The sequence below is a fragment of the Actinosynnema sp. NPDC050801 genome (assembly GCF_040673975.1).
GTDB lineage: Bacteria > Actinomycetota > Actinomycetes > Mycobacteriales > Pseudonocardiaceae > Actinosynnema.
The window spans coordinates 18,847-34,183 of the sequence record NZ_JBFAQZ010000001.1 but is presented as its reverse complement, the minus strand read 5'-3'; the positions used below and the strand labels follow the sequence as shown (position 1 = coordinate 34,183).

18 protein-coding genes are annotated in these 15,337 nt (G+C 71.6%); 14 read left to right on the top strand and 4 right to left on the bottom strand.

The genetic code is table 11. The annotated features are described in order from the left end of the window. Positions 1 to 206: 206 nt before the first annotated feature. Entirely contained in the window at positions 207 to 587 is a 381-nt protein-coding gene (locus AB0K14_RS00185) for a VOC family protein (protein ID WP_360448984.1), read from the bottom strand. 175 nt (positions 588 to 762) lie between these two features. Between AB0K14_RS00185 and clpB the strand changes: the two genes are divergently transcribed. The 6 genes from clpB (at position 763) to AB0K14_RS00155 (ending at position 6,842) form a co-directional block, all read left to right on the top strand. Continuing rightward, complete coding sequence (gene clpB, locus AB0K14_RS00180) at positions 763 to 3,345, top strand: ATP-dependent chaperone ClpB (protein ID WP_360448987.1); 2,583 nt, start codon at positions 763 to 765, stop codon at positions 3,343 to 3,345. Positions 3,346 to 3,608: 263 nt separating this feature from the next. Continuing rightward, positions 3,609 to 4,304: a hypothetical protein gene (locus tag AB0K14_RS00175; protein ID WP_360448989.1), complete on the top strand. Its 696-nt coding sequence runs from the start codon at positions 3,609 to 3,611 to the stop codon at positions 4,302 to 4,304. Continuing rightward, complete coding sequence (locus AB0K14_RS00170) at positions 4,301 to 5,080, top strand: SDR family oxidoreductase (protein WP_360448992.1); 780 nt, start codon at positions 4,301 to 4,303, stop codon at positions 5,078 to 5,080. Before AB0K14_RS00175 ends, AB0K14_RS00170 begins: the two co-directional genes overlap by 4 nt. A gap of 66 nt (positions 5,081 to 5,146) precedes the next feature. Beyond that, positions 5,147 to 5,503 (top strand): hypothetical protein, encoded by a 357-nt coding sequence (locus AB0K14_RS00165; RefSeq protein WP_360448994.1) that lies wholly within the window; start codon positions 5,147 to 5,149, stop codon positions 5,501 to 5,503. Beyond that, on the top strand, positions 5,500 to 6,411 hold the full coding sequence (locus tag AB0K14_RS00160) for a hypothetical protein (protein ID WP_360448996.1): 912 nt from the start codon (positions 5,500 to 5,502) through the stop codon (positions 6,409 to 6,411). The genes AB0K14_RS00165 and AB0K14_RS00160 overlap by 4 nt, the downstream gene beginning before the upstream one ends. Next, entirely contained in the window at positions 6,408 to 6,842 is a 435-nt protein-coding gene (locus tag AB0K14_RS00155) for a hypothetical protein (protein ID WP_360448998.1), read from the top strand. Before AB0K14_RS00160 ends, AB0K14_RS00155 begins: the two co-directional genes overlap by 4 nt. Positions 6,843 to 7,202: 360 nt before the next feature. Here the strand turns inward: AB0K14_RS00155 and AB0K14_RS00150 are convergent, their stop codons facing one another. Next, the gene (locus AB0K14_RS00150; RefSeq protein ID WP_360449000.1) at positions 7,203 to 7,772 is read right to left on the bottom strand and encodes a hypothetical protein; all 570 of its coding nucleotides are present in this window, start codon (positions 7,770 to 7,772) and stop codon (positions 7,203 to 7,205) included. Positions 7,773 to 7,825: 53 nt separating this feature from the next. Between AB0K14_RS00150 and pyrE the strand changes: the two genes are divergently transcribed. From pyrE to AB0K14_RS00120, 6 genes are all read left to right on the top strand, one after another. Further along, entirely contained in the window at positions 7,826 to 8,380 is a 555-nt protein-coding gene (pyrE, locus tag AB0K14_RS00145) for an orotate phosphoribosyltransferase (protein ID WP_360449108.1), read from the top strand. Between the two features lies 1 nt (position 8,381). Then, positions 8,382 to 9,071 carry a hypothetical protein gene (locus AB0K14_RS00140; protein ID WP_360449002.1) on the top strand — a complete coding sequence of 230 codons (690 nt, stop codon included), beginning with the start codon at positions 8,382 to 8,384 and terminating at the stop codon, positions 9,069 to 9,071. Between the two features lie 83 nt (positions 9,072 to 9,154). Next, the gene (locus AB0K14_RS00135; RefSeq protein ID WP_360449004.1) at positions 9,155 to 9,541 is read left to right on the top strand and encodes a DUF2784 domain-containing protein; all 387 of its coding nucleotides are present in this window, start codon (positions 9,155 to 9,157) and stop codon (positions 9,539 to 9,541) included. An 87-nt stretch (positions 9,542 to 9,628) separates the two neighbouring features. Next, positions 9,629 to 10,330: a hypothetical protein gene (locus AB0K14_RS00130; protein ID WP_364336942.1), complete on the top strand. Its 702-nt coding sequence runs from the start codon at positions 9,629 to 9,631 to the stop codon at positions 10,328 to 10,330. Between the two features lie 36 nt (positions 10,331 to 10,366). Continuing rightward, a complete protein-coding gene (locus AB0K14_RS00125; RefSeq protein ID WP_360449010.1) occupies positions 10,367 to 11,065 on the top strand; it encodes a TrmH family RNA methyltransferase in 699 nt (232 codons plus the stop codon). A 25-nt stretch (positions 11,066 to 11,090) separates the two neighbouring features. Beyond that, entirely contained in the window at positions 11,091 to 12,170 is a 1,080-nt protein-coding gene (locus AB0K14_RS00120) for a glycoside hydrolase family 76 protein (RefSeq protein WP_360449012.1), read from the top strand. 18 nt (positions 12,171 to 12,188) lie between these two features. Here the strand turns inward: AB0K14_RS00120 and AB0K14_RS00115 are convergent, their stop codons facing one another. Next, entirely contained in the window at positions 12,189 to 13,145 is a 957-nt protein-coding gene (locus tag AB0K14_RS00115; protein ID WP_360449015.1) for a LacI family DNA-binding transcriptional regulator, read from the bottom strand. 76 nt (positions 13,146 to 13,221) lie between these two features. Here AB0K14_RS00115 and AB0K14_RS00110 point away from each other — a divergent pair, with 76 nt between their 5' ends. Together AB0K14_RS00110 and AB0K14_RS00105 are read left to right on the top strand one after the other, a co-directional pair. Then, entirely contained in the window at positions 13,222 to 14,046 is an 825-nt protein-coding gene (locus AB0K14_RS00110; protein WP_360449110.1) for a PfkB family carbohydrate kinase, read from the top strand. Continuing rightward, positions 14,028 to 14,663: a nucleoside/nucleotide kinase family protein gene (locus AB0K14_RS00105; RefSeq protein ID WP_360449018.1), complete on the top strand. Its 636-nt coding sequence runs from the start codon at positions 14,028 to 14,030 to the stop codon at positions 14,661 to 14,663. The genes AB0K14_RS00110 and AB0K14_RS00105 overlap by 19 nt, the downstream gene beginning before the upstream one ends. Positions 14,664 to 14,669: 6 nt before the next feature. Here AB0K14_RS00105 and AB0K14_RS00100 read toward each other — a convergent pair whose 3' ends face one another. Next, positions 14,670 to 15,335 carry a DedA family protein gene (locus tag AB0K14_RS00100; RefSeq protein WP_360449020.1) on the bottom strand — a complete coding sequence of 222 codons (666 nt, stop codon included), beginning with the start codon at positions 15,333 to 15,335 and terminating at the stop codon, positions 14,670 to 14,672. Positions 15,336 to 15,337: the final 2 nt, after the last annotated feature.

Here is a 15,337-nt window from a genome sequence, read left to right as displayed (position 1 = left end):
ATGTGGGCCACGCCGCACGTCATCGACCCGTCCGGGTCCGCCGCCACGCCCGGCGGCGGGACCTCGGGACCACGTTTCACCCCAGTGGCGGCCGGCAGACCGCACCGGTGCGGTGGGCCGCAGTCGCCTGTGGATTCCCACCTGCGGATTGTGGACAACTCGAGTACCGGTGTGGACAACCGGCTGCGACATGTGGGTGACGTGCGTCAGGCCTGGGCGGACCGCTCGGCTGCGCTGCGTTCAACGCAGAACTCGTTGCCCTCGGGATCGGCCAGCACGACCCAGCCCTTGCCGTCGGGGCGGCGCATGTCCGACACGAGCGTGGCGCCGATCCCGAGCAGCCGTTCGACTTCGGCGTCCCGCGTGCTGTCGGGCTGCAGGTCGAGGTGGACCCGGTTCTTCACCGACTTGCCCTCGGGTACCTGGATGAACAGCAACCCCGGCCCTTCGGGCAGCTCGACCAGTGCTTCGGGGTCGCCGGGTTCGTCGTGCTCGGAGATCGGCCGTCCGGTCACCCGGCTCCAGAAGCCGGCCAGCTCGTAGGCGTCCTTGCAGTCGATCGTGATGTGGTGCACGAGTGAGGTCATCCGCTGATCGTCGCGGCCGGGCCGATCGGGCGCACCCGACTTTCGTCCGGGTGGCCCACGCCACACCGGTTCGAGTAGGTTGAGCGGAACAGGCTCAACTTTTCTGACGTTGATCCGGGTGACGGCTGGTGCGACGAGCCGGCCCTTGCGCACGAACACCCGACCGAGGTGAGGAATGGACGCTTTCAACCCGACCACGAAGACGCAACAGGCCGTGTCGGCCGCCGTGCAGGCGGCGACCATCGCGGGAAACCCCGACGTCGGCCCGGTCCACCTCCTCGGCGCCCTCCTGGCCCAGGGCGACGGCCTGACCGCGCCCCTGCTCGCCGCCGTGGGCGCGGACCCGAAGCAGGTGCACAAGGAGCTGGACCAGCTGGCCAGGGCGCTGCCCGCGGCCAGCGGGTCGTCCGTGTCGGCGCCCCAGTTCTCCCGCGACGCGGTCCGCGTGCTGAGCAAGGCGCAGGAGCTCGCCACCGAGATGGGCGACGAGTACGTCTCCACCGAACACCTGCTGGTCGGCCTCGCCCACCACGGCGGCCAGGTCGCCGACCTGCTCCGCCGCCACGGCGCGAACCCGGAGGCGCTGAAGGAGGCGTTCGGCAAGGTGCGCGGCTCGGCGCGGGTCACCAGCCCGGACCCCGAGGGCACCTACAAGGCGCTGGAGAAGTACGGCGTCGACCTGACCGAACGCGCCCGCAAGGGCGAGCTGGACCCGGTCATCGGCCGCAACACCGAGATCCGCCGCGTGGTGCAGGTGCTGTCGCGCCGCACGAAGAACAACCCGGTCCTGATCGGCGAGCCCGGCGTGGGCAAGACCGCCATCGTGGAGGGCCTGGCCCAGCGCATCGTGGCCGGTGACGTGCCCGAGAGCCTGCGCGGGAAGAAGGTCGTCGCGCTCGACCTCGGGGCGATGGTCGCGGGCGCGAAGTACCGCGGCGAGTTCGAGGAGCGGCTCAAGGCCGTGCTGAAGGAGATCACCGACTCCGCCGGCCAGGTCATCACGTTCATCGACGAGCTGCACACGATCGTCGGCGCGGGCGCGACCGGCGAGTCCGCCATGGACGCGGGCAACATGATCAAGCCCATGCTGGCCCGCGGCGAGCTGCGCATGGTCGGCGCGACCACGCTGGACGAGTACCGCGAGCACATCGAGAAGGACGCCGCCCTGGAGCGCCGCTTCCAGCAGGTCTTCGTCGGCGAGCCGTCGGTCGAGGACACGATCGGCATCCTGCGCGGCCTCAAGGACCGCTACGAGGTGCACCACGGCGTGCGCATCACCGACGCCGCCCTGGTCGCCGCCGCCACCCTGTCCGACCGGTACATCACCGCCCGCTTCCTCCCGGACAAGGCCATCGACCTGGTGGACGAGTCCGCGTCCCGGCTGCGCATGGAGATCGACTCCCGGCCGGTCGAGATCGACGAGGTCGAGCGCGCGGTGCGCCGGCTGGAGATCGAGGAGATGGCGCTGGCCAAGGAGTCGGACCCGGCCTCGGTGGAACGCCTGGCCGGGCTGCGCGCCGAGCTGGCCGAGCAGCGCGAGACCCTGGCCGGGCTGACCGCGCGCTGGCAGAACGAGAAGGGTTCGATCGAGAAGGTCCGCGACCTCAAGGAGCAGCTGGAGCAGCTGCGCGGCGAGTCGGAGCGGGCCGAGCGGGACGGTGACCTGGGCCGGGCCGCGGAGCTGCGGTACGGGCGCATCCCGGCGTTGGAGAAGGAGCTGGAGGCGGCGACCCGCACCACGCAGGACGCCGCCGTGATGCTGAAGGAGGAGGTCGGCCCGGACGACGTGGCCGACGTGGTCTCCGCCTGGACGGGCATCCCGGCGGGTCGGCTGCTCGAAGGCGAGACGGCGAAGCTGCTGCGCATGGAGGACGAGCTGGCCAAGCGCGTGGTGGGCCAGGCGGAGGCGGTCCGGGTGGTCTCGGACGCCGTCCGGCGCACCCGGGCGGGCGTGGCGGACCCGGACCGGCCGACCGGCTCGTTCCTGTTCCTCGGGCCGACCGGCGTCGGCAAGACGGAGCTGGCCAAGGCGCTGGCGGAGTTCCTGTTCGACGACGAGCGGGCGATGATCCGGATCGACATGAGCGAGTACTCCGAGAAGCACTCGGTGGCCAGGCTCGTCGGCGCGCCCCCCGGTTACGTCGGCTACGACCAGGGCGGGCAGCTCACCGAGTCGGTCCGCCGCCGCCCGTACTCGGTGGTGCTGCTGGACGAGGTCGAAAAAGCTCACCCGGACGTGTTCGACGTGCTGTTGCAGGTGCTCGACGACGGCAGGCTCACCGACGGCCAGGGCCGCACGGTCGACTTCCGCAACACCATCCTGGTGCTGACCTCGAACCTCGGCTCGCACGTCATCGCGGACGCGGCCCTGGACGAGCGGCAGCGCGACGACGCCGTCATGTCGATCGTGCGGACGCACTTCAAGCCGGAGTTCCTCAACCGGCTGGACGACGTGGTGGTGTTCCACTCGCTGGCCACCGAGGAGCTCACCTCCATCGTGGACATCCAGGTGGACCGGCTCGCCCGGCGCCTCGCGCAGCGGCGGCTGGTGCTGGACGTCACCCCCGCCGCCCGCGAGTGGCTCGCGCTCAACGGCTTCGACCCGGTCTACGGCGCCCGCCCGCTGCGGCGGCTGGTGCAGTCGTCCATCGGCGACCAGCTGGCGAAGGAGCTGCTGGCCGGCGAGGTGCGCGACGGGGACACGGTCAAGGTGGAGGTGCTGGACGACAACTCGGGCCTGATCGTCGGCCGGTCCTGAGCCCGCAGGGGTCCCCCCGACCGGGGGACCCCTGATCTTCACTCTGCCGGCGAGCACCGACACCGGGCGGGTGGCCGGGCCGTGCCTGTGGACAGGGCCGGAGCCTGTGGATAAGTGCAAGTCGGGGCGCCTCGACGGGGCGTGACGGCCACCGCGACGGACCGGCGGCCCCACCCGCGATCCGGGTAACAGCTTGATCCGTTCGCGCGAGCCACGCCCCAAGTGATCTTCGTTTGTTCCCCGCCGCCCGCTACTCTCGCACCGTGGGCATACCGGCGTGGGTCTGGTTCACCGTCGCCGCGGTAGCGGGCGTCGCGGGGTTCGCCCTGCTCGCGACCGACCGGGCACAACGAACCGCGCGTAACCGCGAACGCCGCCGCTGGGCGGCGCTGCGCGGCTGGCAGTTCGAGGAGACCGACCACGTGCTGCCCACCCGCTGGGAGAGCGGCGCGATCGCCTACTACGGCAGCGGCGTGGCCAAGGACGTGGTCGCGGGCTCGACCTTCACCGCCGACGGCCGCCGACAGGTCTACGTGCTCGACCACGAGACCAGCGGCAAGGTCAACTCCGTGCTGGTCGGCGTGCGCTGCCGCCGGGCGTTGTCCGTGGTCATCGAGCTGTGGCTGCCCAGCGTGCCGTTCCAACGCGACCAGATGCCCGACCTGCTCGGCCCGGTCGGCTCGCGCTACGCGTTCGTCAGCGAACTGCCCGCCGCGCGCAAGCTCATCACCCCCGACCTGGTCGACGCCGCCGAGGAGATCGGCGCGGACGTCACCGTCGTCTGGCTGGAGGACGACTGGGTGCTGGCCGCCGCACCGCCGAACTCCACCCCGGCCCGCCTGGAACGGCTGCTGCGCGACCTCGGCGAGCTGGCCGACGTGATCGACCCGTTCGAGGCCGACCCCGAGTCCGACACCGGTGGCGAGGTCCACCGCCCGCAGTTCGGGCGCAAGCAGTGACGCCGCCGACCGCCCTGGTGACCGGCGCGTCGTCCGGCATCGGCGCCGCGTTCGCCCGCCGGCTCGCCGCCGAGGGCCACGACCTGGTGCTCGTCGCCCGCGACGAGCGGCGGCTGGAGGAGACGGCGGCCAAGCTGCGCGCCGCGCACGGCATCACCGCCGAGGTGCTGCCCGCCGACCTGGCCACCGACGAGGGCCGCGGCAGGGTCGCGGACCTCCTGGCCGGACGCGAGGTCGACCTGCTGGTCAACAACGCGGGCTTCGCCATCTCGGCCGAGTTCGTCGCCGCCGAACCGGCCGACCTGCAGTCCCAGTTGGACGTGAACGTGACGAGCGTGCTGCGGCTGACCCGCGCGGCGCTGCCCGGCATGGTGGCGCGCGGGCGCGGCGCGGTGGTCAACGTGTCCAGCGTGGCGGGTTTCCTGCCCGGGCGCGGCACGACCTACAGCGCGGACAAGGCGTGGGTAACCGCGTTCTCCGAAGGCATGGCGATGGCCACGGCCGGCACGGGCGTGCGCGTGCTGGCGCTGTGCCCCGGCTTCGTGCGCACCGAGTTCCACCAGCGGGCCCGGATCGACATGTCCAAGACGCCCGACGTGCTCTACCTCGACGCCGACCGGGTGGTGCACGACTGCCTCGCCGACCTGCGCGCGGGCAAGGTGCTGTCGGTGCCGGGCGCGCAGTACAAGGCCATCACGTTGTTCGCCCGCCTGGTTCCGCGCGCGCTGGTCAGGCGGATAGCCTCCCGCGCGGCGGGTGGACGAGGTCGCACGTAAGAGCAGGGAACCCGAACCCGCTCCGGTCCGTCCCACTCCACTAGTTGGAACAGGGAGGAACCGTCCATGGGCGAGCAGTTCAGAGTGGAGCCCCCGGAGCTCCGCGGGTACGGGGAGTTGCTGACGCGCAACGCGCAGCACTTCATGACGATCAAGGACCACGCGATCACCAAGGGTGGCGACACCTCGGGGTTCACCGGTCTGCTCTCCCTGTTGCAGCCCATCGTCACCGGTGTGGCGTCCCTGTACGGGGAGACCCTCGACTTCGCGAACCAGATGATGGTCAAGGAGGCGGAGAGCCTGAACAAGGCCGCCGACATGTACGAGAAGAACGAGGAGATGGTCATGGGCATCCTCGATCGGGTGCTCGCCCAGCTGCACGCCGTGGCCGAGGCCCCGTCGCTCGGGGGTGGCGGCCGATGACCGCGTACGCGGACGTCGAGGACCCGTCGGTCGCGCTGAGCGCCGCCGCGGAGGACCGACCCGGTCGGCAGACGACCAAGGAGCTCATCGAGAAGGCCGGCTGGAAGATCCAGGGCGTCAACTGGATCTACGAGAAGGTCACCGGCGAGAACCTGCTGGACGCGCTGATCAAGCCGCTGCTCGGCGACTTCGAGAAGATCGACGAGAACGCCAACGCGTGGGACCGGGTCGCCAAGGCGCTGGACTCCGTGCGGCACAACGTGGATGCGGGCGCCGAGCAACTGTCGTCGCACTGGGACGGTGACGCGGCCAAGGCGTTCGAGACGCGCATGGGCACCATGTGGGTGATCGCCATCGAGGCGGACTCGCAGATCGCGCGGATCATCGGCAACAAGTTCCGGTCGACGGCCAGCACCTGCCGCACCGCGTGCGGCCTGGCGTTGACGCTGCTGGACATGCTGGTCGGCAAGCTGATGGAAGCCGCGATGACGGCGTGGATCCCGGTCGTCGGCTGGGGCCGTGCGGTGTGGATGGTCTACGACGCGATCCAGATCGTGGACGCCATCCGCAAGATCATCATTTCCATCCAGACGCTGATCGAGGGCGTCCAGGGCATGATCGACGGCATCGTCGCCATGGGTACCGCGCTGTCCAAGCTCAAGGACGTGCGCGACGTCGGCGACCTGCTCGACGTGGTCGACGGGTACCAGGACGGCAAGGAGAAGTTCGACAACGGCATGTCCGCGGCGAAGTCCGGTGCGCTCGGCGTCGGCCTGGGCGCGTACGGCCTCGGCAAGGCGGGGGTCGCCGCGAACGGCCGCTACACCCAGCCGCCGCCGACAGCGCCGACACCGCCGCCCGCACCGGCTCCGGCCGCCTCGGGTTCGGGTGGGGGTGGCGGGCAGTGACGTTCCCCTACGACAAGGCACGGCTCGACGCGCTGGTCGCCGACGTGGACAAGCGCATGGCCGACGTCGAGCAGACCGCGCGTGCGGCGAGCCAGGTGCAGCTGCGGTCGCGCGGGTTGACGCAGGCCGACTTCGCCGAGATCTCGCGGTTCGCCAACAGCCCCGGCGCGCCCCGGGAGCTGAAGGAGTTGGCGCGGCGGGTCGACGCGGGCGAGATGTCCTGGGAGGACATCGCGTCCGGGCGCGCGGTCGACGACGAGGGCGTGCAGCGGGCGATGCAGACCGGTGTGCCGGACCTGCAACGCGCGTACACGGCGATCCAGGAGGGCAACGACCCGGAGGACGTCATCTCGGCGGGCTCGCCGAGGCCCGGTGGTCGCGGCCCCGATGACGACGACGAGCCGAACAAGTTCACCGAGGACGCCTGGTAGGCGGATCGGCACGCGGTCAGGTCCGGCCACGGCGGTTCACCCCGCCCGCCGCCGGTTGTCCACAGGCCCGGACGTTGTCCACAGGCCCGGACCTGACCACCCCGATCCGTCAGACCGTTGGGGCAGAATAAAAGCAGGGGTCCCCTTGGCGGGGACGCCTGCGCAGCCCTTGGTCCTTTGGCTTGAGCCGCAGTGGGCCACGCCGCCCCGCGCCGCGGTCGGTCGTGACGCGGACGGCGCGCCGCAGTCGGCAGTCGGGCCGTCCGTGCGGCGTCGGTCGTGGGTCCGGCCGTGCCGTGTCGGCTGTGGGTCCGGTCGGGCCGCGGTGCAGCGAGACCGAGCCCCGCCGTGGCGCCGCGGTCAGGTCAACGTGGGGAAGTCGAACGCGCCGCCGCTGGTGTGGTTCGTCCCGACCCCGCGCACCACGTCGTACGCCACGGCCGCGGCGATCACCAGCGAGCGCACCGGGTCCGGTGTGCCCGGTCGGATGTTCAGCACGTCCCGCCGCACCCGCCGCCCGTCCCGCTTCGCGATCGTGCCCGGGCTGAACGACGCCACCTCGTGCAGCAGGCAGAGCCGCTGCCCACCCGCGTCGAGCAGCCCGTACGCGCCACGCCCCTCGTGCCGCACCGAGCCGACCACCGCGCCGTTCGGCCACGTCACCCGCGTCGGCGGCTTGCCCGCGCCCTTGCGGATCATCAGCAGCTGCTGCCCCCGGTCGGCCAGGACCAGGTCGAACGTGGTGCGCCCGGAGAACGCCGTGGCGCGCAACAACTTCCGCAACGGCCCGAGGAACCCGCGCTCCGACACCGCGGCGACCGGCGTGCCGTGCCCGTCGTAGACGTCGTTGCGGTACCGGGTGCCCAGCAGGTGGCGCAGCGCGCCCCAGGGCTGCTCGATGATCAAGGTGTCGGTGCCGGGGAGGGTCACGGTGTGCCAGCGTACGGCGCGATGTGACACTCTTGGGACCCGTGGGAACAGATGTGGTCATCGACGCCGCGGCCAAGGCCGAACTGGCGCGGTTGGTGAGCGAGTTGGCCGTCGTGCACGGCAAGGTGACGCTGGCGTCCGGGACCGAGGCCGACTACTACGTCGACCTGCGCCGCGCGACGTTGCACCACGCGGCCGCGCCGCTGATCGGCAGGCTGCTCCGGCAGCTCACCGCCGACTGGGACTACGTCGCCGCGGGCGGGCTGACGTTGGGCGCCGACCCGGTGGCGTGCGCGATGCTGCACGCCGCGGCGGGCGCCGGTCAGGTGCTGGACGCGTTCGTGGTGCGCAAGGCGACCAAGCAGCACGGCCTGCAGCGCCGGATCGAGGGCGTCGAGGTCGCGGGCCGGCGGGTCCTGGCGGTCGAGGACACCTCCACCACGGGTGGCAGCGTGCTGGAGGCCGTCAACGCCCTCCGCGAGGGCGGCGCCACGGTGATCGGCGTCGTGACGGTCGTGGACCGCGGCACGGGCGCGCGCGAGGTGATCGAGGCGGCCGGGCTGCCGTACCGGTACCTGCTCGACCTCGCCGACCTGGGTCTGGCGTGACATGGTCTCGCTGATCCTGCTGCTGGTGATCGTGGCGATCCTCGGTGTCGGGGTGGCCGTGGGGTTGTCGCGCCGCAAGCGCAACCCGTTCACGAACCAGCAGTTCGTGAGCCAGTGGGAGCAGCAGATGCGCGCCCTGGAGGCCGCGCTGGGTTGGCGGTTCGTCGCCGAGGACCAGGGCTTCCAGGAACGCGTGCCGCAGATCGGCCGGATGCTGGAGGCCGACCGGAGCCGGGTCAAGTTCCAGCTCGTCGGCCACTGGCGCGGTGTGCCGGTGCTGGCGGTCGAGGTCGTCTTCCGCGCCGACAACGTGGCGACCTCCGAGTACCGCACCTACACGGTGGTGGTCGTGCCGCGCCCGATGCCGGGGCCGTGGGTGCTGATCAGCCCGCGCAACGACAGCGTGTGGGGCCTGTTCGAGCAGTTCGTGGAGACCGGCGACCCGGTGTTCGACAGCCGTTACGAGGTGCGCCGCCGCAACCCCGCGTTCGCGACGGCACTGTTCGGCTCGGGTCTCACGCAGGCGTTGTTGCAGGACCCGAGGGCGAACGGCGTCGCGATCGCGTTCGACGAGCACAACCTCGCCGCCGCCGTGCCGGGCCCGCTGCTCCAGGCACCGCTGGCGCACCTGACCGACCTGCTGCTGGACGTGGCGGGCCGGGTGCCGTGGCAGGCCCTGCCCCGGGGCTGACCGCGCCGGCGGGATCCGGCCGTCGGCGAAAATGCCGGGCGGGTGATCGCCTGTCGGCCTAGGCTGGTCGCAGGGAGGTCGCTATGGTCGCGCGCGCGTTCGCCGAGCTCGTCATGGTGGTGCACTTCGGCGTCTTGATCTTCCTGCTGGTCGGGGGCTTCCTCGCCTGGCGGTGGCCGCGGGTGCTGTACTTCCACCTGGCGATGGCCACCTGGGGCCTGCTGATCGTGCTGTTCCCCATCGCCTGCCCGCTGACGTGGCTGGAGAACGAACTCCGCGCCGCCGCCGGCCGGCCACGACTCCCGACCGGCTTCATCGACACCTACATCGACGGCGTCCTCTACCCGGACTCCGCGGCACGCCTGGTGCAGGTCTTCGTCGCACTCGTCGTAGTCGCCTCGTGGACCGGCTACTACCTCAAACGCCGCGATGAACAGACCTCGCCGACGCACACCGAAGCTTGTCGCTGAACCGGTCCAACCATGTGATCGGCTGTTCGAGCTACACCACCGCCGAACGCCATTCCCCAGTCGTACTCTGCGACCCGAGGGGGTGACGTGGTGGACTGGTTCCGTCGTCGGAGGAAAGCGTGGAGCGCCGACCTCCATTCAAGTCTGCTGGCGTATTACTGTGACTTGATCGAAATGGAACACGGGAAGCACTGGCGGGTTCAGGCGTGGCTGCAGGAAGTCCGCGTCAGTGAGAACGGCGACGTGCACCAGCGGATGAGCTTCACCGTTGTGGCCGAGTGCGACCGGTTGGACTTCGTGAGCCTGCACGACGGGGTCAACTGGGACTGGCCCGAGAAATACCGGGACAGGGTGCGGGTCGAGGTCCGCACGCCAGAACGGCACGGCGTCGGCGGCACGCGCCTGGACGTCACCCATCGCTGGATCCGCAAAGGTCAGATCAAGGCGTTCGTCCACCTCGACCGGCCGATCTTCCGGGGAGAGGAATTCACGTTGGTGGCCGATGTGTTCTGGCCGGAGAAGTGCCTGCCCTTCGTGCGCGGTGACGGGCCCGACAGCTTTCTCGTGTCGTTCGGCGACATCACGCACCAGGTCGAATTCCGGATCGTGCTGCCGAAGCGGTGGGCGGTGAACTTCGAACACCTCGGACTCACGCCTGGTCGGGACGATTACGCCTTGACCGCATCCGTGAACCGGGAAGGGAGCATGGTCGCCTCGCTCACGGTGCGGGACCTGCCCGGCTACCGGAAGGTCGGCGTGAAGCTCGACACGCCTTCCGCACCGGCATGACTAGGATCGCCTCGGTCTTCCAGCGCCGGGGGTGACGTGGTCCAGCGAGTGGTCCTCGAAGGGTTTCACGCGGTCAAGCACGCGGTTCGGTTCGGGGCCGCGGTGGAACCGGTGGTGGTGCTGGACCGGGAGAAGGCGGTCGGGTTGGCCAGGTCGCACGCGCCCGACCTGGTGGAGGTCTTCGAGCGCCGGGCCGAGGTGGTGGGCGTGGCGGAGTTCGAGCGGGTGATCGGGCGGTCGCACCCGACGGGGGTCGGAGGGTTGGCCGAACGGCCCGTGGTCGACCTGGCGGCGGTGCCGCGGAGCGCGCCGCTGGTGCTGCTGGACAACCCGCGCAACCTGGGCAACTTCGGCGCGGTGATCCGGGTGGCCGCCGGGCTCGGCGCCGGCGGGGTCCTGTCGCTCGGTGACGTCGACCCCTGGCACCCGAACGTGCTGCGCGGCAGCGCGGGGCTGCACTTCGCGCTGCCGGTCGGGCGGCTGGGCGGTGTCGACGACGTCCGCGGCACGGTGATCGCCTTCGACGCCGACGGGCAGGACCTGCGGGACGTGCGGATCGCCGACGACGCCGTGCTCGCCTTCGGTTCGGAACGGCACGGCCTGTCGCCCGACCTGCGGAAACGTGCCGATCTCCGGGTCTCGCTGCCCATGCGGCCGAAGGTCTCCAGCTACAACCTGACCACCAGCGTGGCCATGGGCCTGTACCACTGGGAGTTGTTCCGACAAGCTTCTTGAACGGTTCAGTGGGCACCCTGGTGAGGTGACCACGCCCAAGCTGCTCTCCGCGCGCGCCGGTGTCGCCGAACGCGCGGTCGAGTCCCGGCACCTGCGCCGGGTCTGGGGAGTGCCGGGCACGGTCCTCGGCGCGGCCGCCTGGCCGCTCGACTGGCCCGGCCGGCTGCACGTCCGGTTCGGCTACTGGTGGCAGGCGCACCTGCTCGACTGCGTCCTCGACGCCCAGCTCCGCTCACCCCGGGCCGCACGGCTGGCGCTGCTCAAGCGGCTCGTGCGCGGCATCCGGGTGCGCAACCTGGTCGGCTGGACCAACGACTACTACGACGACGTGGCGTGGCTCGGGCTGGCGCTGCTGCGCGCCGAGCGGGAAGCCGGGATCGCCAAGCCGAAGGCCGTCGCCGCCATCGCCGACCGGCTGCGCGCCGGTTGGACCGACCACGGCGGCGGCGGGATCTGGTGGCGGCGCAACGACGACTTCAAGAACGTCCCGGCCAACGGCCCGGCCGCGATCCTGTTCGCCAGGCTCGGCGAGCGGGCCGACCTCGGCCGCGCCCGGTCCATCGTGGACTGGATCGAGGACAGCCTGGTCGACCCGGACACCGGGTTGGCGTGGGACGGGCTGCACGTCCGCCCGGACGGTTCGGTCCGCGAGGTCGAGAAGAACTTCTACACCTACTGCCAGGGCGTGCTGCTCGGCGCGTGCGTGGAGCTGGGTTCCGCGCGCTACCGCGACAAGGCGGCCCGGATCGTGGCCGCCGTCGACAAGCACCTCGCCACCGACGGCGTGCTGCGCGGGCACGGCGGCGGTGACGGCGGCCTGTTCGGCGGCATCCTCACCCGGTACCTGGCGCAGGCCGCGCTGCGGCTGGACCGGCCGGAGGCGGCGCGGGCGGCCGACATGGTGTTCAGCTCGGCGAACGCGGTGTGGGCGAACCGGACCGCGGTGGTCAGCGGGCCGCTGTTCGGTCCGGAGTGGACGCGGCCGGCGGTCAAGCCGTCCGGTCGCGAGCCGGAGCGCGACCTGTCCGTCCAACTGGGCGGGTGGATGGCGTTGGAGGCCGCGGCCCTGTTGGAGCGCAGCGGGATCACGCCGCCGCCGACCTGAACCCCCGGCAGGACGACGTCAGTGGCAGCCGCAGGACCCGCGGTGCCGCAGCACCGGCGGCAGCCGGATCGTCTCCGGCGGCCGGGTCGGGTCTTCGATGCGGGACAGCAGCAGCCGCACCGCCGTGCGGCCGATCTCCTCGACCGGCTGCGCCATCGCGGTCAACGGCGGGTCGACCAGCTCGGCCCACTCCACCTCGTCGTAGGTCACCAGCGCCAGGTCCGACCCGATCCGCACGCCGTGCGCCCGCGCCGTGCGCAGCACGTCCACCAGCACCTGGTGGTCGTTCACCACGACGCCGGTGACCTGCCCGAGCAGCGGGTCCAACGACGGCCGCACCAGGTCCTCGTCCCACGCCAACCCCGCCCGACCGAGGCCGAGCCGGTAGCCGAGCACGCGCTCGTCGGTGGTCGCCAGTCCCGGCTGGCCCGACACCAGCCCGATCCGCCGGTGCCCCTGGTCCGCGAGGTGCCGGACCAGGGTGGAGGTGGCCTGCACGTTCTCCGGGCCGACCTGGTCCACGTCCTGCGCCACGGTGAGCCGGTCCACCAGCACCGTCGGCACGCCGAGCCGGCGCAGCTCGGGCGACGCGGCCGAGCCGGACGTCGGCGTGAGCAGCACCCCGTCCACCCGCCGTGAGCGCAGCATCCGCACCGCGGCCTGCTCGGACTCGGCGGTGTCGCGGGTGTCGATGAGCACCAGCGTGTAGCCGGCCCTGGTGGCTTCGCCCTCGATCGCCGCGATCAGCTCGGCGAAGTACGGGTGCGAGACGAGCGACACGGCGAGGCCGAGGGACTTCGTGCCGCCCGTGACCAGCGAGCGCGCGATGGCGTCACCGGTGTAGCCGGTCTCCTCGATGGCCTTGAGCACACGCTCCTTGGTGGCCGGTGCGACCGGCCTGGTCTCGTTGATCACGTGTGAGACCGTGGTGATGGAGACGCCGGCGAGACTGGCGACCTCCCGCATGGTGACCATGGACTCGTCCCCGTTCGGGCTTGCGCAAGCGATTGCGGGGGACTCTACCTGCTAGGAGTGACGTGCCGTGGCTTCGGTGCTGTGTGTCGGGCTGACGACCGTGGACGTGAGCCAGCGGGTGGCCGAGTTCCCGGAGCCCGGGCAGAAGGTGCAGTCGCTCGGCGTGGACCTGGCGCCCGGCGGTCCGGCCGCGAACGCGGCGCGCGCGGTGGCGGCGCTGGGGCACCGGGCGGTGCTGGTGACGGCGTTGGGCGGCGAGCTCGGCGAGTTCGCCCGGTCCCGGCTGCACCCCGTGGAGGTGCACTCGGTCGGGGCGGGCGGACCGGCGCTGAGCATGGTCGCGGTGCGCGAGCGCGACGGCGAGCGGACCGTGATCTCGCGCAACGCGGTCGGCTTCGAGGTGGCCGCCGAGGTGGACTCGGCGCTGGTCGAGGCGGCGGACGTGGTCCTGGTCGACGGCCACCTCGGTCCGTCGGCACTGGCCGCCGCACGTCACGCGAAACGCGCCGGTGTGCCCGTGGTGCTGGACGCGGGCAGCTGGAAACCCGTGCTGCACGACCTGCTGCCGCTCGTGGACGTCGCCGCGTGCTCGGCCGCGTTCGAGCTGTCCGAGGCCGAGGTGCACGCCCGCGGTGTGCCGCTGGTCATCCGCACGCACGGCCCGCGTCCCGTCACCTGGTCGTCCGGTGGTGTCACGGGCTCCCGACAGGTACCTGTTGTCGAGGTGCGTGACACCAACGGCGCGGGCGACGTGTGGCACGGTGCGCTTGCGGTCGCGGTCGCCGACGGGCTGGCGGTGGACGACGCCGTCCGGTGGGCGAACGAGGTCGCCGCGGTGCGCGTGCGCCACACCGCGTGGGACTGGGTGGAGGAGCTGGGACGGTGGCGGGACAGCGGGTGAAGTTCGACGAGCTGGTCGACCGGGCGCGGTTGCTGGTGGACACCGGCGAGCGCAGGCTGCTCGGCCTCGGCGGCGCGCCGGGCTCGGGCAAGTCGACGCTGGCGCGCCGGCTGGTCGACGCGCTGGGCGACGAGGCCGTGCTGGTCGGCATGGACGGCTTCCACCTGGCCCAGCAGGAGCTGGCGCGCCTGGGCATCGCCGACCGCAAGGGCGCGCCGGACACGTTCGACGTCCCCGGCTACGTCGACCTGCTCGGCCGGTTGAAGGCGCGCGGGCCGGACGTGGTGTACGCGCCGGAGTTCCGCCGCGAGATCGAGGAGCCGGTCGCGTGCGCGGTACCGGTAGACCCGTCCGTGCCGCTGGTGGTCACCGAGGGCAACTACCTGCTGCTGCCGTACGACAAGTGGAAGCGCGTGCGGGTGGTGCTGGACGAAGCGTGGTTCCTCATGATCGACGAGGACCTCCGGGTGGCGCGGCTGATCGACCGGCACGTCCGGTACGGCCGGTCGGTCGAGGACGCGCGCGAACGCGTGCTGCACGGCACGGACCACGTGAACGCGCTCATGGTGAACGCGTCCCAGTCCGCCCCCGACCTGCTGATCACCGAGGTGCTGTGACCACCGTCACGGTGCCGCGGTGACCTCTTCGTCCACCGGCTTGCGCATCTCCTGCCGGTACCGGATCAGGCCGTAGGCCGTGCCGCCGACGAAGAACGCGATGCTGAGGATCACCGCCGCCGTCTCCAGCCACGGCACGGAGGTCAACAGGCCCGCGCCGTAGTAGCCGGCCAGCACCAGCGTCGGCACCCACGCGATCGCGCCGATGGTCGTGGCGAGCATGAACCGCTTCGGATCCATCCGCGCCGCGCCCGCGATCATCGGCGCCAGCGTGCGCACCCACGGGATCCAGCGGGCCAGCACGATCGCCCAGAAGCCCCGTCGGTCGAGGAAGTCGCGGGCCTTGGCGAGGTTCTCCTTGTTGAGCACCTTGCCGCCGCGGCGGGCCAGCAGACGCGTGCCGGTGTGCCTGCCGATGTAGTACCCGATCTGGTTGCCGACGACGGCCACGACCAGCGCGACCCCCGACAGCAGCCAGGCGGACAGCTCGGCCTCGTGCGAGGCGAGCACCACACCGGCGGCGAACAGCAACGAGTCGCCGGGCAGGAACAAGCCGAAGATGAACGCGCACTCGAAGAAGATGAAGCTCAGCGTGATCAGCCACACGGCCAACGGGCCTGCGGAATCGAGCTGAACGAATGCGACAGCCTCGGACGATGCGGACAACACCACGA